Below are 16,055 nucleotides of genomic sequence, written 5' to 3' on the forward strand. Positions count from 1 at the left end.
GTCAGTAGTCCTCACCGGTAGGGCCGGCGGCGACGGTCTCGGCGAGGAACGGTCCCCAGGAGACGTCGTACGGCGACGTGTCGTACGTCAGGCGCTCCGCGGCGTTCAGTCGCCGCCGGGCCAGGGCACGGATCGCGTCCCGGGCGACGCGGCCCCGGTCCTCGCCGGGGACCGGATCCGAGCCGGAGCCGGGATCGAAGAACCCCCGTTCGAAGGGGCCCGGATCGAAGCCGGGCAGGAGGACACCGACCTCGATGTGCGGCGGCTCGGTCCCGCCGAGCAGGCCCGGATCCAGGTCCGCGCGGCCGGTCCACCTGTCGTCCGTCCTGGTGAGCGGCACCCGGTTCGGGCGGCCACCGTTCACGTGGGCCTCCGCGACGAGCGACGCACCGGCGGAGGGCGCGGCGGTGTGGGCGACGACCTCGACCTCGATCCGGCGTCGCGCGCCGAGCGCGCGGGCGGTCCAGGACACCGCGTCCTCGGCCGCGTCGACGAGGCCGGGCGGGTAGCGGCGCCAGTCGTTGGTCCCCGAGCCCCGGGCGATCACCCGGCCGCCCGCGACGAGCTGTTCGCCCGCCGCGAGGGCGTAGCCGCCGCCGTCCCGTGCGAACAGGGAGCCCGGGTCGAGCGGTACACCTGCCGGACGGCGCCGGCCCAGGGACGACCGGAGGTGGCGCAGGGCCGGCCCGTCCAGCCCGAGGGTGTCCGCCGCGTGGTCGATGAGGCGCAGGACGCTCTCCAGGTGGCGTGCCGTGTCCGCCGACTGGGGGGCCGCGCGCCACCACTGGACGAGCGGGTCGAGGGCGTCCCGGTGCTCCTCGATCAGTTCGGCCGTGCAGTCGTCGGGCTGGTCCCCCTCGCCGTCGAAAAGCTGCTGGCACCGGTGGGTGAGCGCGGCCAACTCCAGCCCGAGGACGTCCGGTTCGAGGGCCGGTATCCCGTCCTGGTACGACGCCGGCCACCACCTGGCCGCCCAGTGCCCGAGGGCGAGCCTGGCCGCGCTGCCCGCGAGATCGGTCGGATCCACCGCCACCCGCACCCCGTCCGGCTCCGCCGCCGTACGGTCGTGGACGGCGGTGGCGACGCGCTCGCCGTAGAGAGCCCACAGCCACTGCTGGGCCCGCCCCCTGTCGTGGACCTCCGCGGACGGCGGGCCGGGCACGCCGAGAACGGGCCAGGTCAGCACGGCACCCGCGACATCGAGGACGGCCCGGGTGAGGTCGGGGCCTCCGGCGAACTCGTCGTCGTGAACGGCGTATCCGGCGGGCTCGTCATTGTGGGCCGCGTATCCGGCGGGCTCGTCGTCGTGAATCGCGGATCCGGCGAACGCGCCGTCCTGGGCCGCGGAACCGGCGACCGCGCCGTCCTGGGCCGCGGAACCGGCGACCGCGCCGTCCTGGGCCGCGGAACCGGCGACCGCGCCGGCGTCGATCCGAATCGTGCCGTCCTCGCGCCGCGTGACGTCGACGTGGGCCCGCGCCATCACGCACTCCTCGGCTCGGCCACCCGTGTGGGTGCCTTTGACAGGGCGCGCAGCGCCGACCGGACCTTGGCGCGGTGGTCCATCATCACCGAGCGGGCGACCCCGTCGAGCACCGCCCAGGCCGCCGCGAGGTCCTCCAGCGGCGCGTCACGAACGTCGCGCCCGTGCAGCCGTACCCACAGCCGCCTCATGTAGGCGGCCCACGGCGTACGGAGGTCCCGGGCGAGGGCGTCCAGGACGCCGCCGTCCGGATCGGGGCGCGGGGAGACGGTCATTCTGCGGGCGCGCAGGACCGAGGCCTCCCGGCGCCAGCGGCTGTTGACGGCTCGGTGTGCCGCGGTCCGGCCCGACGCGGGTTCACCGGTGCCCAGCGGATCGAGGCCCACCGCGAGCCGGCCGCCGAGGACCACGGCGACGCGCAGGCTCTCGTCGTGCAGGCCCAGCGGGGCGCAGCTGCGGCCGGTCTCCCGGCCGACCAGTTCCGGCACCGGCGGCAGTTCCTCCCGCCGGGCCGACGACTGCAGGACGACGAAGAGCCGTTCGAAGAGGGTGCGGTCCAGCGGGGCGGAAAGCGTGGCCGTCGAGGCGCCGCGGCCGACCTGCGGGCGCGGTGGCGCCTGGTGCGCGGTCAGTCCCAGATGTGCCGGCAGGTCGCCCCGCCCCCAGACTCCGCCCGCGTGCGCCCACAGAGCCCGGCCGAACAGCTCTCCGTGCCCGGCCTCGACCAGGGCCGCGTACTCCGGTACGTCTCCCGCCCGGCCCGGCGTGCCGCAGGCGTCCAGAACCACGGCCGCCAGGTCGACCGCCGCGCTCGCGTCGCTGCTCGGGGCCGGGCCCGAGAGGCGGCTCTCCCAGGCGACGACGAGCTCTCCGTCGAGCCGGGTGCGCCGGGCGGCGTCGGACAGATAGCCCTTCAGCGCTTCCACCGTGCGTCCGTCGGCCGTGTCCGCCACGTCCTCGACGACGACCCTGGCCCTGTCCGTCGCGTCCACGTCGTCCGAGGGCGCTCCGTGCTCGGTGGCCAGTTCGAAGCAGCGCTGGAAGTACAGGTCCTGGGGGTTGCCCGCCACGATGCCCAGTGCCCGGCGGGTCCTCTTGAGCAGCGTGAACCACTGTGCCGTCGCCACGAGAAGCGCACCGGACCGACGGATCAGTTCGTCGAGGCCCGCGGCCTCGGCCGGTCCGAGGAAGTCCACGGCGAGTTCGGGGCGCAGTGCGGGACGGACGACCAGCGGCAGCACGATCAGTTTGACCGTCCGGGTCAACGGTGCCCCGCCGGGGCCGCTCAGCGATTCGAGCCCCGGACCGAGCCCACGCCAGGCGTGGTCGATGACCATGGCACGCGGTCGGCGCACGCCGGTCGGCTGGCTCGGGGGCGTCGGCATGTGAGGAGCGTACGCCGACATCAAACAGGCGAACGAACCTGGGATCGGTAGGAGTTGCCGGCCGCCTAGCGTCCCTCTCGTCAGGCAGGAGCGACGGCGAACAGCCAACCGTGACCGGAACGACCCACCGCGTGACCCGGCCACCAGAAAGGGAGAACACCATGGGAATCTTCGGAAAGCGCAAGAGCCGCGAGGAGCGGGCCTCCGAGATCGCCGCCCAGGTGGCGGACGGCAAGGGCTTCTACGGCCGCGCCACGCGCGCGTTCCTCGGCGCGGACGACTTCGCCCGGGTCCAGCAGTCGATGGGCGCCTACAACTCGGGCCTCGGCGTGCAGCAGTTGCTGGCCGCGGGGGCGCCGACCACACCGGCCGTGGTCGTGTCGATCGCCGACACCGGCAAGCTGGTCAACTTCGACCCGGTCGTCGACCTGGTCCTCCAGCCGTCCGGGGCGGCCGACCAGGTCGCCCTCCAGACCATCGTCTCGAAGCTGCGGATTCCCCGGGTCGGCGACCAGGTACTGCTGATCGCCGACCCCGGCCGGCCCGGTGGCTACCTGTACGCCGGGGACGGCGTGGCGCCGTGACCCCGACACCGTACGAACCGTACGAACCGTACGAGGCACCGACGTCCGACTCCGTGCTGCTCTCCTTCGACGGCCGGGTGCTGGAGGTGTTCGGCTACGTCGACGCCGCCCGCTACCACCTCCGGGAGGAACCGCGACTGGACTTCAAGTCCGGCCGGTTCCGCAGGCTGACGATCGTCGTGAGGTCCGGCAGGCATCACACCATGCCGTACGACGCGGACCGGCTCCCCGGCCTGCACGCCATGGCGGACCTGCCGGCGCGGAGCGTGGCCGAGAGAGGCCGCCTTTGAACGGCGCCTTTGAACGGCGCCTTTGAGGCGGCGGTCGACGCGAGCGGTACAACCGGCGGCTCGACACCGTCGGGGTGGCGGCGGCAGCCGAAGTCACCGAACTGACCGACTGGGACGACGGAGAAGAGGCCGGTGTCACCGTCGGTCTGCGGATCAGCGGGCTGGAGTGCCCGACGTTCGAGGCGACCTGGAAGCGATCCAAGCACCCCGCCCTGCGCTTCGGCCTGCGGCTCCCGGCGGTGGCCGACCCGGCCGACCACCTGTTCCGCGTCGATTTCTGAGCGCCCGGAGCGAAAGCGGGCCGAATTCTCCTGGAGGGGGCGGGACTTGGATGGGCGTGGACGACGTACTGAGACTGTGGTGGGTGCTGCCCACGGGCCTGGCACTGCTCGGCTACGGGCTTGCCCTGGTCGGTCTGACCCCGGCCCAGCGAGCGGTCTGGGTGAAGGGGCGGATCGTGGAGGTGGGGCAGCCGGCGCACGGCGCCTCCAAGCGGGCCGGGATACCGGTGACGATCGCGTTCCGGGAACCGGCCACCGGTAAGAAGTTCGCCCTGTCGAACGTCGGCAAGCACGGCGACGCGGTCGAGGAAGCCTGGGTGGGCCGTGAGGTGGAGGTGCGCCACCCGCACGGGCGGCCGCACCAGTTCCGCGTGGTGCTGCACAGTCCGGAGGACAAGAACGGCCGGTACGGCCCGTACTGCACGGTGGTCCTGCTCCTCATCGGGCTGGTCATCCACGCGACCGTGCTGTGGGGCTACCCGTGGGCACTGCTCGGCTTCGGCACCCTGGTCACGGTCCTCGCGGCACTCAGCCCCGACATCCGCACGGCCCGCGCCCGCGACGCCCTGCTGGCCCATGCCATCGCCGTCCCGGCGCGTGTCGTGGCCGTCACCAGGGACGTCTACACCGACGGGGAGGGCGACGAGATCATCAATCACGCCCCCGTCGTCCGCTTCACCACCGTCGAGGGCACCGAGGTCACCGTCCTGTCCCGGGACGGCATCCCCGACCCGAGCCAGTCCCTCGGCCGCCGGCTCACCATCCACTACGCCCCCTCCGACCCGGCCGTCTACACACCCGACCCCGCGGCCGACCGCCGCGCCAACGAGAGGGCCGTCGGCACGATCATCATCCTGCTGATCGCCGGAACAGCGGCGGCCGTGACCGGCGCCATCCTGCTGTGACAGCCCGCGGACCGGACTCCTGGCCGACAGCGGCGGCAGCGGCGGCAGCGGCGGCAGCGGGGGAACGATCACGTGACAAGCCGTGGGTTCTTCCTGTCACCTGCGTCGAGCCCGTCACTACGGCAGGCCCGCTCCTACGACGGGCCCGACTCGACGACAGCGGCGGGCAGCGTGCTCACGCGGCGGCCCGATCAGCCCACGGCGGGCCGCCTCGTGCTCTCCCCCGGCGTCCCCTGTCGTGAGAACTCGCGGTGCCTTTCTGGTCACGCGGAACGACCAGACGAAGCCAGGACCGGGGTCTCGGGCAGGTGGGGGTAGGCGGCCGCCCGGTGCTGGAAGGAGAGGATCTTGGGGTTCTGGACGACGCCGTCACGCATCTCGATGGCCTTGCGGATCGTGACGTCGGTGTCCCATGCCGTAGGGCCGCTCATGACCTTGCGCATGTACGGAAGGAGCGCCTCACTGATCTCCCAGGTGGCGGAGTTCCACAGGTGGGACGGGCTGTGATCCACCGCGTAGTAGTGGCAGCCCGGACCCACCTCGTGCATGGGCTCGCCGAAGGTGGTCGGGCGGGCGAAGGTGAAGCCCATGCCCTCGTCGCAGGCGACGTCGACGAAGAAGGTGCCCGGCCGGAACAGGGCGAGTTCCTCGTCCATGACGAAGGTGAGCGGTGCGTCGGTGTCCTGCAGGACACAGTTGACGATGATGTCGAACCCGGCCAGATACTCCGCCAGCGGCATGGAACCGGCCGCCGTGACCGCCCGCAGGCGCGACGGATCGTCCTCCTGCTCCTCGAAGTGGGCCATCACGACCGAGGGCATCGGCGAGGCCACCGCCGCGGCGGCGCGCTGGGTGAGCACCGTGACATCGGTGACCCCCATGGCGCCCAGTCCCGTGACTGCTCCGCGCGCCGTGGCTCCGAAGCTGATGACCACCGCGCGCAGGCGGCGGCCGTAGTGTCCGGTCAGCCCGCCGAGCTGCAGGGCATGCAGTACCGAGCAGTAACCGGCGAGCTCGTTGTTCTTGTGGAACACATGGACGCTGAAGGCGCCCGTGGAGGTCCAGTGGTTCATGGCCTCCCAGGCGATCAGGGTCAGGCGTCGGTCGATGCCGAGCTGGGTCATCTTCTCGTCCTGCACGCAGTGCGGCCATCCCCACAGCACCTGGCCCTCGCGCAGCGCGGAGACGTCGTCATGCGTCGGTTTGGGCAGCAGCACGATGTCGCTCTCGGCGACGAGTCGCTCGCGGGAACGCAGGCCGGCCACGAGCGGTCGGAGCGCGTCGTCGGCGACGCCGAACCGCTCGCCGTACCCCTGTTCGAGGAAGATTCTCTCGCGTATGTCCGGGGCGATCCGGTCGAGGTGGGCGGGGTGCAAGGGCAGGCGGAACTCGTTCTCCTTGCGGGAGGAGGCGAGTACTCCGAGGCTCATCAGACTCATACGGGTGCGGCTCTCTTCCGACCGGATGCGAGGCACTCCGGCCTTTGCCGTTCCCCGAGGGCGACGCCGCAACGGATGACGGCGTACGAAGTGCACTCGGTACGTCAACCGTACTCCCCTCAGGGTCCCCGAACCGACCCGTCGGGGCCTCGCCGGCCCCTTCGCCGCCCAACCGGGAACTTGCCCGATCCCAGGGACGTTGTAGCGACTGGTTGTAGCTGAAGAAGGAACGCCGAAGTGGTTCACCGGCGGCCAGGGCCCGAAGGGCATGCAGGCCGACCGGTTTCGCGCGTTCCGAGGGCCCCGATTCCGAGGCAGGCCCGTGCGCGGGTCTGCGTCGCGCTGCTTCCGTACAGGCTTCTCTCGCCCCAGCGCCCTGCCCCCGCGCCGACGGCGACGGCACCCACGTGTTCGAAAGGAATTCCGTGACCATAGACACCGTCAACCGGGGCACCGAGCCGGCGGACCACACAGGGACGACGGAACTCTCGCCCAGCGGTCGGGGCAGTGACTACGCCGCGCTGTCCCGCGAGGTGAAGCAGAGCGGGCTGCTGAGGCGGCGGCCGGGCTACTACTCCGTCAAGGTCGGCGCGAACCTGCTTCTCCTGGCCGCCGGATGGACGGCGTTCGCCCTGATCGGGCAGTCGTGGTGGCAGCTGGTGACCGCCGCCTTCCTCGCGGTGATGTTCACCCAGACCGGGTTCATCGGGCACGACGCCGGACACCACCAGATCGCCGCCTCCAAGCGCGTCAACAACCTGTTGGGCCGGGTGCACGCCGACCTGCTGATCGGGCTCAGCTACGGCTGGTGGATCTCCAAGCACAACCGGCACCACTCCCACCCCAACCACGTCGACCGCGACCCCGACATCGCCGACGGCGCGATCGCGTTCACCGAGGACCAGGCCCGGGTCCGGAGCGGGGCGTACGCCTGGCTGGCCCGCCACCAGGCCTGGCTGTTCTTCCCGATGCTGCTCCTGGAAGGACTAGCCCTGCACGTCGCCGGCGTACAGGCACTCCTCGAACGCACCGGCAACGCGAACTCGCGCAAGGCCAAACTGACCGAGGCGGGACTCCTGACGGCTCACGTCGCCGGCTACCTCGCCGCCCTGTTCCTGGTCCTGTCCCCCCTCCAGGCCGTGGTCTTCCTCCTCGTCCACCAAGGGCTGTTCGGGCTGTACATGGGGTGCTCATTCGCCCCCAACCACAAGGGCATGCCGATCTTCGGCAAGGACGACAGGATCGACTTCCTGCGTCGTCAAGTACTCACCTCGCGCAACATCCGCGGCCACCGGTTCACCGACTTCGCGCTCGGCGGACTGAACTACCAGATCGAGCACCACCTGTTCCCGTCCATGCCGCGGCCCAGCCTGCGCCATGCCCAGAAACTCGTACGCTCCTTCTGCGCCCGGCACGGCATCGCCTACCACGAGACCGGGCTCTTCGATTCCTACGCCCAGGTGCTGCGCCACCTCCACGCGGTCGGCGGCCCTCTCCGACCCGAGCTGGAGTACTGATCCCTCACACCTGGCGGGTTGGTCGTGGTTGTTTTCAGCCAGGTTGGAAGAACGCGAGCATTTTCTGGGCGGCATCGGGCGACGTCAGCAATTCCTGGATGTCCGCGGACATGCGGGCGGCGGCGCTGGTGCGTTCGAACATCTCGCGTTCGTACTCTTCGACGGCGGCAGGAAAGTCGTCCGGGTGCGCGGCCAGCGCGAGACCGAGCAGGGCGCCGTCGAGCAGTGCCATGTTGGCGCCCTCTCCCACCGGCGGCATCAGGTGCGCGGCATCGCCGATCAGCGTGACGTCTGGCCTCGACGGCCACGTCAGTCCGATCGGGAGAGCGCTGATCGACCGCGGCACGACCGTGTCGTCGCAGGCCGTGATCAGCGCGGTGACCCGTGAGTCCCAGCCGGGCAGCAGGTCGATCAGCCGCGCCCTGGCGGCGGCCGGGTCGTCGAACGGGATCCCGCTCGTGGTGAACCAGTCCTCGGCGGTGTTGTAGAAGCTGAGGCCGATACGCACACGGCCGTCGCCGTTGCGCTGGGCCCCCAGCGATATTCCGTTGCCGAGCACCCAGTAGTTGCCGCGCCCGACCATCGCCGCGAGGTCGGGATGCGTGCGATCGATGCCGGGAATGCCGACCTCGACGACGTTCTGGCCGATGTGCGCCGGGCGAGCGTCGGTGAGCAGCGCGCGGACCCGGGACTGCGCACCGTCCGCGCCGACCAGCAGGTCGTATGACGCACTGCTGCCGTCGGCGAAGTGCAGCAGGCCCTCGTCGGCGGATGTGAACGCGTGCCCCCAGCGCACCACGTCTTCGGGGAGGGAATCCAGCAGCAGGTCGCGCAGGTCGGCGCGGTCGACCTCGGGTCGATCGAGCGGGGCGTCGTCGGGTGTGTCCTCCTGGAGCAGCAGAGTGCCATCCGGCTCGAGAAGACGCATGTCCTGCCCGTCACCCCGGGCAATCGCGTAGAACTCGTCGAGGCCGTCGCGGGCGGCCCTGGCAAGCGCCGCCCGCGGGAGGCAATCGGCGTGGGTCGCGCCGGTTCAGTGCTGCCGCTTGCCGTGGTAGCGCTCGGCGAGGCGGGCGAGTGCGACGGCGGCGAGCAGGAGGCCGAAGTCGCGCAAGGCGATGTCGTAGTAGTCGGGGATGGTCAGGAGGTTGACGATGATGCCCGCCAGCCAGCCGGCCACCAGCCAGGCTCCGAAGCGGGGCGCAAGGCCCACGGCGATGCCGGCGACGACTTCGATCACGCCCACGGCGTACATGGCCGCCTGGGCGCTGCCGGGAACGACGTCGTTGATCCAGGGCGCGCACGAGCTGGCCGCGCAGATCGCCACCCCGCTCGACGCGCTCGCCACCCTGGAGGACACCGGCGCCACGGCCGGGCCCGTGCACCTCGCGGGCCCTTCGGAGCTCCTGTGCGTACGCGTTCTGCCCGCCCTCGCCCCCTCGTCACCGACGGCGTCCAGCTGCGCGTCGCCCAGGGCCTGCCCGAACCGCTCATCGAGGAGATGCGCACCGGCCGTCATGATCTCGTCATCGCCACCCGGCGCCCGCGCGGCCGCGCCCTGCAGTCCGTGCCGCTCGCGGACGAGGAATACCTCCTGGTCGCAACTCCCGGCTGGGCGCAGCGCGTTGGCGGACATGCGCAGGCTGACGACCTGTGCGCCGCTCTTCGCGAGGTCCCGATGGTCACCTACGCCGAGGATCTCCCCATCATCCGCCGCTACTGGCGCACGATCTTCGGCAAACAGCACACCGCCCACGCAGCCGTCGCCGTCCCCAACCTCTACGCCGTCCTCTCGGCAGTCAACGCCGGAGCCGGCTACAGCGTCCTGCCCCGCTCCCTGTGCCAAGACCACCTCGACTCCGGCCGCCTGACCCTTCTGCACGATCCGGAGGAGCCACCCCTGAACACCCTCTTCCTTCTCCAGCGCCCCCGCGCCGAGGCCAACCCCGATGTCCTGCGCGTACGCGAGCGGCTACGAGAGGCGGCCCACGCCTGGTAGCAACTGATGTGACCCGCCGTGCGGGTGTCCAGTCTCGTTGGATCTTGCGTGGCGCCGCGTCAGGAGTTTCTAAGCGCGTGAAGCATGTGGTGATCGTGACGGTCGGGGTGTCCCGGCTTGGTCAGCGATCCCCTGACGGAACACCCTGACACACCCATCCAACTCGTCTGCAGAAAAGGGTTGGAGCAAGGCGGCGCCCCGCTGCTACGGTCCTGATGGACCGTGAAGCCGTCATATGGAGGTGAGACCCGTGAACACAGTTACCCATGGGTGCTCCCTCAACCCGTCACGGTCCGGCGGCTGACGTTCGGTGTCGCCAGGAGCGCCTGAGATCGCGGCACTCCTGGAGGGAGACTCCGATGAACACAAAGCCTTTCACATCCGGCCTGAGCGAGAACGCGGTGACGATCACGCGCGTCGCGGACAGGCAATGGCATGCACTGGATGACGACCTGGTGGTCGGTCGCGGGCATGCGCACCACCGGCCCGACGGACGCTTGTTCGTCAGCATCGACGCCTGGCACGACGCCATCTTCGACCGGCTCGCCGAGGCGATGCTGGCGGAACTGCCGGCGCCGCTGTACACGGTGGTCGACGAAGCCGACGTCGAGCTGACGGCAGGCTGGCGGCGGGCCGGCTTCACGGTCCGGCGCCGCGAGTGGGAGTACGTCGTTCCGACCGACCCGCGGGTCACAGGGCTCGACGCAGTCGTGCCGCCTCCGGGCGTGACGATCGTGCCCGCCGGTCAGGCGGACGAGGGCCTGCTGCGAGCGGTGGATCGTGCGATCCGTGACGAAGTCGAGGCGACCGTCGGGTGGCAGTCGATGCCTGCGGAGGTGATCCCCCGCCCCGAGGGCGACACCATCGTCGACCCGTCGAAGTACGCGGTGGCCGCGGCGCCGGACCGCTACCTGGGTCTCATCCGGGTGGTGACGGTGATCCGGCCGCGTATCGGGCTGGTCGCGGTCCGGGCCGGCGAGCAGCGCCGCGGCACCGCGCGGGCGCTGCTGGCCCACGCGCTGGGGACGCTGCACCAGTCGGGGTTCGCCGCGGCCTGGGCCGAAGTCCAGGAGTCCAATCAAGCGGCCTCGGCGCTGTTCGAGGGCATCGGTGCCCGGCCGATGAGCAGCAACCTGGAGCTGGTGCGATGACGAAGCACAAGAACGTCATCGAAGTCGAGGGCAAGGTCATCGAGTGCCTGCGCAGCGCCATGTTCACCGTGGAGCTCGAGAACGGCCACCAGGTGCTCGCGCACATCAGCGGGAAGATCCGCAAGAACTACATCAAGATCATGCTGGAAGACCGGGTACTGGTGGAGCTCCCGCCGTACGACCTGACGCGCGGCCGGATCGTGTTCCGGTACCGCAACTAGCGGCGATCGGCACCCTCGGCGACAGCTGATCCTTGCCCCGGTCACGGCGTTTCCGTGACCGGGGCAAGGTCATGGCTCCGGGGCGAGCTGGGAAGGTTTCGTAGTCGCGGGCCAGGCGGCAGTGGAGCGGTGCAGGCTGGGCGGCGACCAGGGCCGCAGCCACTTTCTAGGTGTTGTCAGGCGACGCGGAGGATGCTCTTGCCGTGGGTGGCGCCCCCAGCGAGCCGCTGTACGGCAGTGGCCAGGTCTGCCATGTCGTATTCGGCGGTGATGTCCACGCGCACCCGGCCGTCGGCGACGAGGCCGAGTGCACGATGTGCGCTGTCGGCGAGTCGTTCAGGATGAGTCCGGCTGAGCAGGTTGCTGTTGTACGTCACAAGTGATGTGCCCCGCATGAGGAGGTCGTTGGCGCCGGCCAGAACGGGTTCGTAGGTGCTGAGGTTGCCGTATGCCACCAGTCGGCCGTGCGGGGCGAGCTGTTCCAGGGCGGCCTGCCGGGTCGGTCCGCCGACCGGGTCGAGGATCGAGTCGAACTTCTCGTCGCCGAGTGCGGCCGGGACTTCGTCGCGCAGCAGGATCTGGTCGTAGCCGAACCGGGCGGCGTAGGCGGCTCTGGCGGTACTGCCGACCACGCCGACGATCCGGCCGGCCCCGGCCAGTCGGGCGAACTGGGCGGCCAAGGTGCCGACCCCTCCGGCGGCGGCGTGGATCAGCACGCTCTCGCCGGGACGAACATGTGTGGCGGTGTTGATCAGGTCGTAGGCGGTCGGTCCACCCCACCCGAGACCTGCCGCCGTCCGTAGCGAGATGTCGCCGACGTCCATCGTGAGCACGGCGGGTGCTACGACCACCTCGGCGTAGGCGCCTCCCATGGTCAGCGCGGCAACCGGCTCGCCGGCTCGGCTTGGATCGACACCCTGGCCGACCGCGATGATGTGCCCTGACGCCTCGAAGCCGGGGACGAAGGGACGCGGGACGGGGAAATGGCCGTCCCGGACCATGGTGTCGCCCCATTGGATCCCGGCGTGGGCGACGCGAATCGCCACCTCACCGGGGCCGGGGGTGGGCTCGTCGATGTCGGCGACCTGGTAGCGGTCTGTGGCGTCGAGAAGAACAGCCTTCACAGTTACAGCCCCTTGTGTTGACTCAGCATCCTTATAGTCGAGGACCCTAGGTATGTAAGATCCCTGAGTCAACACATGAATCTGTTAACCGAGTGGGAGTGCATCGTGGAAGCACCGGTGGGGGATGACCTCTGCAGTCGGATCAGGCGGTCGGAGCAGGCGCTGATGGCGCATCACGAGGCGGTGCTCCGCACCTACGGGCTGACCATGACGCAGTACACCGTTCTGCTGCTCCTCGCACGCGAAGGTGACATGTCCGGCGCCCAACTGGCCCGCCGCTGCGGGGTGACGCAGCAGAGCATGAGCAGTGTGCTGACCAACATGGAGGGCAAGGAGCTCATCCGCCGCGAGACATCCCCCGTGCACGCCAAGGTGCAGATCGCCACCCTGACCGATGAGGGCCAGGTAGTGCTGGACCGCGCCTACCAGGAGGTGATCGTCCTTGAGCGCGCGCTTACCGACGCGTTCACGCCATCCGAACACACCGCACTCTGTGACCTCTTGGACCGCGCCACCACCGTGCTGATCCAGCAGACCGGCCACCCGGCGGGCCCGCCCGTTGCCTGACCCCCTGCGGGCGTCAAGTGGCGGTCGGCCTCGGTCCGATGGTCACGGTCTCGAGAACAGGCCGGGTCCCGGAGGGGAGGATCCGTCGGCGCTGACGCCGTTCGTGACCCGCAGGAAGTCCAGCTTCTCCGCGTCGGCGGAACCCGCGGCCACCGTGTAGACGACGAGGCGGACGTCGCAGCCCGGGACGGTGAGCACGTCGCAGTCGCACGTCACCTCGCCGACCTGGGGATGCACGATGGTCTTGCGGGCCGAGACGTGCGGACCGACCGCACCCTCGTCCCACAGCCGGGCGAACTCCGCGCTGGTGGCGCGCAGTTCCGCGACCAGGTCGGCCAGTCCACGGTCGCGGGGGTAGTTGACGAGAGCGGTGCGCAGGTCGGCGACGAGGGCGGGGTTCAGGGCGTCGCCGTCCTGGAGCACGGGCCAGGACGCGAGCCCTCTGGGCCCCACGGCGAAGACCGCCCGCACCAGGTTCCGCTCGGCGCGTGTCCTTGCGCTGGGGTCGCCCAGCAGCACCGCCCATGCGGGAGTCCAGGACAGCAAGGTCCAGTCGGCGCTGAACACACCCACCGGAAACTCCCCGAGACGAGCCAGCATCCGTTGGACCCCCGCCGGCACATGTGCGGAGATCGTCCCCTCCTGGGGAGGCAGGAGGCCGGCCAGCCGGTAGGCGTGATCGCGTTCCATCGGCTGCAGCTGCAGTGCCCTGGCCAGGCTCGCGACGACCTGTGCCGAAGGGCTGGTGGCGCGTCCCTGCTCCAGCCGGACCACATAGTCGACCGACAGTCCTGCGAGGTCGGCCAGTTCCTCGCGTCGCAGCCCCGCCGCACGCCGTCCTGGCCCCGGCGTCCGCCCGATGTCGACCGGCGAAAGCCGGTCGCGCCAGCGGCGCAACGCCGTGCCAAGGGTCTCGTCCATCTGGCCATTGTGTCCGCCGGACAGCGGTTGTGCCTGGTACTGGCAGTCCTACCGTCGCAGAGGGCACTGGTTGTCCTCTCGCCACGGGCCGAGAGTGCATGCATGACGACGACATTCATCACAGGCGCCAACAGGTCCCTCGGGTACGAGACCGCCCGCCGATTGATCGACGCCGGCCACACCGTCCTCATCGGTGCTCGTGATCCAGAGCGCGGCCAGGCGGCCGCCGACGAACTCGGTGCCCGTTTCGTCCAGATCGACGTGACCGACGACGCGTCGGTGGCCGCGGCCGCCGCCGACGTCGCGGCTCGCGAGGGCGGCATCGACGTCCTCATCAACAACGCGGGAGTCAACGAACCACACATCCCCGCCGAGCAGCTCACGGCCGCTCACGCCGGCGCGGTGTTCGAGGTCAATGTCGTGGGGATCGTCCGGGTGACGCACGCGTTCCTGCCCCTGCTGCGCAAGTCCGCGAACCCGGTCATCGTCAATGTGTCCAGCGGCATGGGGTCGTTCGCGGCCACCCACGACCCCGCACGCGTCGAGTCGAAGCCCGTGGCGCCGCTCTACACGGCGTCGAAGGCTGCCGTGACCATGCTGACCACGCAGTACGCGAAGGCCTGGACGGACGTGAAGGTGAACGCGGCCGACCCGGGATACACCGCGACCGACTTCAACGGGCACAGCGGCCCTCAGACAGTGATCGAGGGCACCGACGCGATCGTCGAACTCGCCACCATCGGGGCGGACGGACCGACGGGAACCTTCCGTGACCGTCACGGAGCGGTGGCCTGGTGAGATAACGCACCCTGGACATCAGGGAGATCAGCGCGCCGACGATGCGGTGGGTGCATTCCGCCGGGAGCCCGGGTTCAGCGGATCACGAACGTCATCATGCTTCGGGCGGGGAGCGTGACGGTGAAGGAGCCGTTCGACACGGCGGTCGTGCCCTGGGACGCGACGTTCCTGCTCGCGTCGGTCAGCCAGGTCGAGACGCTGGGCCCGGCGCTGTTCGCCAGGGTGAACAGTTGACTCACCGCGGCGGCCCCCTTGTTGACGGCGACGACGACCGTGGAGCCGCCGCCCCGGTACGCCGAGACGTAGACATCCGTTGCCGGCTTCGCCGTCGCCTCGACCCGCACATGTCCGGGTCGGACGAACCTGGCGAAGTGCGCCATGGCGGCGCCGCGCTTGCTGATCCCGCCGTCCTCGCGCATGGGGCCGTAGCTGCGCCGGATGTACCACCAGATGTAGGCCTGGAACTCGGCGTCCACCATGGCGCGGTGGATGTGCTCCCCCACGTCGAGCGCCTGGGGCCAGAGGTCCGCCGAATCCGTGCTGTTGGGGTAGTAGACCTCCGTCATCCAGAGTTCTTTGCCCGCGCCCTTCTGCTTGAAGAGGGGGTAAGGGAAGTTCGCGAACGGCGTGCCGTAAAGGTGGGCCCCGATTATGTCCACGTTGGCGAGTGCCGCCGAGTCGTTGAGGATCGGGTCCGACATGTTCTTCAGGTACTGGAAGGACTCCGGCGCGATGACCCTGGTGCCGACGGAGCCGGCGTTCTCCCGCAGGAAGCGAACCATTTCGGTGGGGGTCCACCACGTCCAGTCGTGCGCGTAATCGGGCTCGTTCTGTACGGATATGCCGTACAGGTTCACTCCGTTGCTCCGCAGGTACGTGGTGAAGTCGTTCAGGTGCTGGGCGTAGGCGCCGTACATGTCGTACCTGAGGCGCCGCGCGTTGGTCTGGCTGCCGTGGACGAAGGTCTCGACCATGGAGGCGGGAGGATTCCACGGCGAGGCGATGACGGTGGCCCCGAGTTCGACCGCACGCTTCGCCGTCGCCAGATCGCGGTTCCAGGCCGCCCGGTCCTCGGGTACGGGGATTCTCAGCAGGGAGAACCCCAGCCTTCCGTCTCCGGTCCCGAACGCCGTGTCCCGCTGCGCCGCGGTGAGTTCGCCGATCCAGGCCGCATGGCTCATGCCGCCGAAGCCACGGATCGTCTGCCGCGTAGCCGACGGGTCGATGACCGCCGTGGCGGCGGCCGTCACGGCCCCGGCATCAGAGGCTCTCGCGACCGACGACGCGGCGGTGAGGACGGGCAGCGCCCCTAACGTCGCAAGGACGGTCCTCCGGCTCGTCGATCTTTTCTCCCCGCCCAGGCACTCGTTACGGCTCTGCGCCACGTTTC

At 70.3% G+C, this 16,055-nt stretch carries 16 protein-coding genes and 2 pseudogenes; 10 read left to right on the plus strand and 8 right to left on the minus strand.

Features of this window, described 5'->3' with window-relative positions:
* Position 1 precedes the first annotated feature (1 nt).
* Together M2157_RS04770 and M2157_RS04775 are read right to left on the minus strand one after the other, a co-directional pair.
* Positions 2 to 1,483, minus strand: coding sequence for a hypothetical protein (locus M2157_RS04770; RefSeq protein WP_280864526.1), 1,482 nt, complete (start codon positions 1,481 to 1,483; stop codon positions 2 to 4).
* Complete coding sequence (locus M2157_RS04775) at positions 1,483 to 2,868, minus strand: hypothetical protein (protein WP_280860543.1); 1,386 nt, start codon at positions 2,866 to 2,868, stop codon at positions 1,483 to 1,485. Before M2157_RS04775 ends, M2157_RS04770 begins: the two co-directional genes overlap by 1 nt.
* Before the next feature lie 161 nt (positions 2,869 to 3,029).
* Between M2157_RS04775 and M2157_RS04780 the strand changes: the two genes are divergently transcribed.
* The 4 genes from M2157_RS04780 to M2157_RS04795 all read left to right on the plus strand — a co-directional run bounded on the left by M2157_RS04780 (position 3,030) and on the right by M2157_RS04795 (position 4,928).
* Complete coding sequence (locus tag M2157_RS04780; protein WP_280860544.1) at positions 3,030 to 3,452, plus strand: hypothetical protein; 423 nt, start codon at positions 3,030 to 3,032, stop codon at positions 3,450 to 3,452.
* Entirely contained in the window at positions 3,449 to 3,742 is a 294-nt protein-coding gene (locus tag M2157_RS04785) for a hypothetical protein (RefSeq protein ID WP_280864527.1), read from the plus strand. Before M2157_RS04780 ends, M2157_RS04785 begins: the two co-directional genes overlap by 4 nt.
* Positions 3,743 to 3,816: 74 nt before the next feature.
* Positions 3,817 to 4,023 (plus strand): hypothetical protein, encoded by a 207-nt coding sequence (locus tag M2157_RS04790; RefSeq protein WP_280864528.1) that lies wholly within the window; start codon positions 3,817 to 3,819, stop codon positions 4,021 to 4,023.
* A gap of 56 nt (positions 4,024 to 4,079) precedes the next feature.
* Positions 4,080 to 4,928 (plus strand): DUF3592 domain-containing protein, encoded by an 849-nt coding sequence (locus tag M2157_RS04795; RefSeq protein ID WP_280864529.1) that lies wholly within the window; start codon positions 4,080 to 4,082, stop codon positions 4,926 to 4,928.
* A gap of 263 nt (positions 4,929 to 5,191) precedes the next feature.
* Here the strand turns inward: M2157_RS04795 and M2157_RS04800 are convergent, their stop codons facing one another.
* The gene (locus tag M2157_RS04800; protein WP_280864530.1) at positions 5,192 to 6,367 is read right to left on the minus strand and encodes a N(5)-(carboxyethyl)ornithine synthase; all 1,176 of its coding nucleotides are present in this window, start codon (positions 6,365 to 6,367) and stop codon (positions 5,192 to 5,194) included.
* A gap of 431 nt (positions 6,368 to 6,798) precedes the next feature.
* On the opposite strand from M2157_RS04800, the gene M2157_RS04805 reads away from it, so the two are divergent.
* Positions 6,799 to 7,884, plus strand: a complete 1,086-nt coding sequence (locus M2157_RS04805) for an acyl-CoA desaturase (RefSeq protein WP_280868164.1) — start codon at positions 6,799 to 6,801, stop codon at positions 7,882 to 7,884.
* 34 nt (positions 7,885 to 7,918) lie between these two features.
* Here M2157_RS04805 and M2157_RS04810 read toward each other — a convergent pair.
* Both M2157_RS04810 and M2157_RS04815 read right to left on the minus strand, forming a co-directional pair.
* Positions 7,919 to 8,854 (minus strand): annotated as a pseudogene (locus M2157_RS04810) (FAD-dependent monooxygenase); the annotation flags it as partial.
* Between the two features lie 63 nt (positions 8,855 to 8,917).
* The gene (locus M2157_RS04815) at positions 8,918 to 9,244 is read right to left on the minus strand and encodes a hypothetical protein (protein WP_280864531.1); all 327 of its coding nucleotides are present in this window, start codon (positions 9,242 to 9,244) and stop codon (positions 8,918 to 8,920) included.
* Here M2157_RS04815 and M2157_RS04820 point away from each other — a divergent pair.
* From M2157_RS04820 to infA, 3 genes and pseudogenes are all read left to right on the plus strand, one after another.
* Positions 9,183 to 9,883 (plus strand): annotated as a pseudogene (locus M2157_RS04820) (substrate-binding domain-containing protein); the annotation flags it as partial. The gene M2157_RS04815 and the pseudogene M2157_RS04820 overlap by 62 nt on opposite strands.
* A gap of 359 nt (positions 9,884 to 10,242) precedes the next feature.
* On the plus strand, positions 10,243 to 11,034 hold the full coding sequence (locus M2157_RS04825; RefSeq protein ID WP_280864532.1) for a GNAT family N-acetyltransferase: 792 nt from the start codon (positions 10,243 to 10,245) through the stop codon (positions 11,032 to 11,034).
* A complete protein-coding gene (gene infA / locus M2157_RS04830; protein WP_057613374.1) occupies positions 11,031 to 11,255 on the plus strand; it encodes a translation initiation factor IF-1 in 225 nt (74 codons plus the stop codon). Before M2157_RS04825 ends, infA begins: the two co-directional genes overlap by 4 nt.
* 176 nt (positions 11,256 to 11,431) lie before the next feature.
* On the opposite strand, the gene M2157_RS04835 is transcribed toward infA, so the two are convergent.
* Positions 11,432 to 12,379: a zinc-binding alcohol dehydrogenase family protein gene (locus tag M2157_RS04835; protein WP_280864533.1), complete on the minus strand. Its 948-nt coding sequence runs from the start codon at positions 12,377 to 12,379 to the stop codon at positions 11,432 to 11,434.
* Between the two features lie 105 nt (positions 12,380 to 12,484).
* Between M2157_RS04835 and M2157_RS04840 the strand changes: the two genes are divergently transcribed.
* Entirely contained in the window at positions 12,485 to 12,946 is a 462-nt protein-coding gene (locus tag M2157_RS04840) for a MarR family transcriptional regulator (protein WP_280860552.1), read from the plus strand.
* A 42-nt stretch (positions 12,947 to 12,988) separates the two neighbouring features.
* Here the strand turns inward: M2157_RS04840 and M2157_RS04845 are convergent, their stop codons facing one another.
* Positions 12,989 to 13,867 carry a helix-turn-helix transcriptional regulator gene (locus M2157_RS04845; RefSeq protein ID WP_280864534.1) on the minus strand — a complete coding sequence of 293 codons (879 nt, stop codon included), beginning with the start codon at positions 13,865 to 13,867 and terminating at the stop codon, positions 12,989 to 12,991.
* Positions 13,868 to 13,969: 102 nt separating this feature from the next.
* Here M2157_RS04845 and M2157_RS04850 point away from each other — a divergent pair, with 102 nt between their 5' ends.
* On the plus strand, positions 13,970 to 14,665 hold the full coding sequence (locus M2157_RS04850; protein ID WP_280860554.1) for an SDR family NAD(P)-dependent oxidoreductase: 696 nt from the start codon (positions 13,970 to 13,972) through the stop codon (positions 14,663 to 14,665).
* Between the two features lie 74 nt (positions 14,666 to 14,739).
* Here M2157_RS04850 and M2157_RS04855 read toward each other — a convergent pair whose 3' ends face one another.
* Positions 14,740 to 15,915, minus strand: coding sequence for a glycoside hydrolase family 30 beta sandwich domain-containing protein (locus tag M2157_RS04855; protein ID WP_348541778.1), 1,176 nt, complete (start codon positions 15,913 to 15,915; stop codon positions 14,740 to 14,742).
* Positions 15,916 to 16,055 lie beyond the last annotated feature (140 nt).

Source organism: Streptomyces sp. SAI-127 (genome assembly GCF_029894425.1).
In the GTDB taxonomy this organism is placed as follows: domain Bacteria; phylum Actinomycetota; class Actinomycetes; order Streptomycetales; family Streptomycetaceae; genus Streptomyces.

Coding starts and splice junctions, on each gene's coding strand:
- M2157_RS04845 (WP_280864534.1), bottom strand. CDS start 13,867: ATGGACGAGACCCTTGGCACGGCGTTGCGCCGCTGGCGCGACCGGCTT.
- M2157_RS04825 (WP_280864532.1), top strand. CDS start 10,243: ATGAACACAAAGCCTTTCACATCCGGCCTGAGCGAGAACGCGGTGACG.
- M2157_RS04850 (WP_280860554.1), top strand. CDS start 13,970: ATGACGACGACATTCATCACAGGCGCCAACAGGTCCCTCGGGTACGAG.
- infA (WP_057613374.1), top strand. CDS start 11,031: ATGACGAAGCACAAGAACGTCATCGAAGTCGAGGGCAAGGTCATCGAG.
- M2157_RS04780 (WP_280860544.1), top strand. CDS start 3,030: ATGGGAATCTTCGGAAAGCGCAAGAGCCGCGAGGAGCGGGCCTCCGAG.
- M2157_RS04775 (WP_280860543.1), bottom strand. CDS start 2,868: ATGCCGACGCCCCCGAGCCAGCCGACCGGCGTGCGCCGACCGCGTGCC.
- M2157_RS04800 (WP_280864530.1), bottom strand. CDS start 6,367: ATGAGTCTGATGAGCCTCGGAGTACTCGCCTCCTCCCGCAAGGAGAAC.
- M2157_RS04770 (WP_280864526.1), bottom strand. CDS start 1,483: ATGGCGCGGGCCCACGTCGACGTCACGCGGCGCGAGGACGGCACGATT.